Annotated in this window: 2 rRNA genes; both read left to right on the forward strand. The window is 55.1% G+C overall.

Annotated elements, in window-relative coordinates:
• Positions 1–1,735 (forward strand): 23S ribosomal RNA (locus ACHHTY_RS12020); the annotation flags it as partial.
• A 221-nt stretch (positions 1,736–1,956) separates the two neighbouring features.
• Positions 1,957–2,073: ribosomal RNA gene (gene rrf / locus ACHHTY_RS12025) — 5S ribosomal RNA — on the forward strand.
• Positions 2,074–2,123: the final 50 nt, after the last annotated feature.

Consider the following 2,123-nt stretch of genomic DNA (forward strand, 5'->3'; position numbering starts at 1 on the left):
GGAGTGGTAGGAGAACATTGTGGTAGCCTGAGAAGGTGCACCGAAAGGAGTGCTGGAGGTCCCACAAGAGCTTATGCTGACACGAGTAGCGCAAATGCGGGTGAGAACCCCGCACACCGAAAGCCTAAGGTTTCCTGTGGTCAAGTCAATCTGCCCAGGGTTAGCCGGCCCCTAAGGCGAGGCCGAGAGGCGTAGTCGATGGGAAACAGGTGAATATTCCTGTGCCGTTGTTTCAACGTTTGAGTGAAGGGGGGACGCAGAAGGGTAGGCCGGCCGGGTGTTGGAAATCCCGGTTTAAGCGTGTAGGCGGGAGAAGCAGGCAAATCCGTTTCTCTATTAACGCTGAGGCGTGATGACGAGGGCGCAAGCCCGCAAAGCGGTTGATCCCATGCTGCCAGGAAAAGCCTCGTAGCGAGTTGAAGCAGCGACCGTACCGTAAACCGACACAGGTAGGCAGGGAGAGTATCCTAAGGTGCTTGAGAGAACTCTGGTTAAGGAACTCGGCAAAATAACACCGTAACTTCGGGAGAAGGTGTGCCCCCATCAGGTGAAATAAATACTTATCGAGCCGAAGGGGGTTGCAGAGAAATGGGGGGAGCGACTGTTTACTAAAAACACAGGACTATGCGAAGTCGAAAGACGCGGTATATGGTCTGACGCCTGCCCGGTGCCGGAAGGTTAAGGGGAGGAGTTATCTTTCGGGAGAAGCTCCGAACCGAAGCCCCGGTAAACGGCGGCCGTAACTATAACGGTCCTAAGGTAGCGAAATTCCTTGTCGGGTAAGTTCCGACCTGCACGAATGGCGTAACGATTTCCCTACTGTCTCAACCAGGGGCTCAGCGAAACTGTATTACCGGTGAAGATGCCGGTTACCCGCAGCAAGACAGAAAGACCCCGTGAACCTTTACTATAGCTTGGCATTGGAGTTTGGGATGATTTGTGTAGGATAGGTGGGAGACATTGAAGCGGGGACGCTAGTCCTCGTGGAGTCAACCTTGAAATACCACCCTGATTGTTCTAGGCTTCTAACCTCGGCCCGTCATCCGGGTCAGGGACATTGTCTGGTGGGTAGTTTGACTGGGGCGGTCGCCTCCTAAAGAGTAACGGAGGCGCGCGATGGTTCCCTCAGGCTGATTGGAAACCAGCCGTAGAGTGTAAAGGCATAAGGGAGCTTGACTGCGAGACTGACAAGTCGAGCAGGTACGAAAGTAGGTCTTAGTGATCCGGCGATTCCGCATGGAAGGGTCGTCGCTCAACGGATAAAAGGTACTCCGGGGATAACAGGCTTATCTCCCCCAAGAGTCCATATCGACGGGGAGGTTTGGCACCTCGATGTCGGCTCATCGCATCCTGGGGCTGGAGCAGGTCCCAAGGGTTTGGCTGTTCGCCAATTAAAGCGGTACGCGAGCTGGGTTTAAAACGTCGTGAGACAGTTTGGTCCTTATCTGCTGTGGGCGTAGGGTATTTGAGGGGATCTGTTCCTAGTACGAGAGGACCGGGATGGACGAACCACTGGTGTTCCTGTTGTCGCGCCAGCGGCAATGGCAGGGTAGCCACGTTCGGCAGGGATAACCGCTGAAAGCATCTAAGCGGGAAGCCCACCCCAAGATAAGATACCCCGTGGGTTAACCCCCACCTGAAGGCTCGTCGTAGACTACGACGTTGATAGGCCGGGTGTGGAAGTGTGGCAACACATGGAGCTTACCGGTACTAATAAGCCGTGCGGCTTGACCAATTCCTTTTTATTTCGCCATCAGCTCAAAGCTGCTGAAAAGCCCCGACAACATATTCAGTTATCACTGTTTTTTTGACTGTCAGCATTTGATGGTCGGCAACAACAGGCGTAACCGTCAGCAGTGCCCCGGATTGGGGCAAGCGGGACGGCGAACAATAGCCTGCTATGTGAGCCGGCCCGATCGCCCCAAGGCGGGGCGCTGCTGACGGTTACGCAGTTTTTTCGGTGGCCATAGCGAGGGGGTCACACCCGTTCCCATTCCGAACACGGAAGTTAAGCCCCTCAGCGCCGATGGTACTGCCAGGGAAACTTGGTGGGAGAGTAGGTCGCCGCCGAATCCTTTTGAAGCAAGCCCCCGTAACCGTTCGACCGGTTGCGGGGGCTTTTT

The sequence above is a fragment of the Desulfurivibrio nitratireducens genome (genome assembly GCF_044068515.1).
GTDB lineage: Bacteria > Desulfobacterota > Desulfobulbia > Desulfobulbales > Desulfurivibrionaceae > Desulfurivibrio.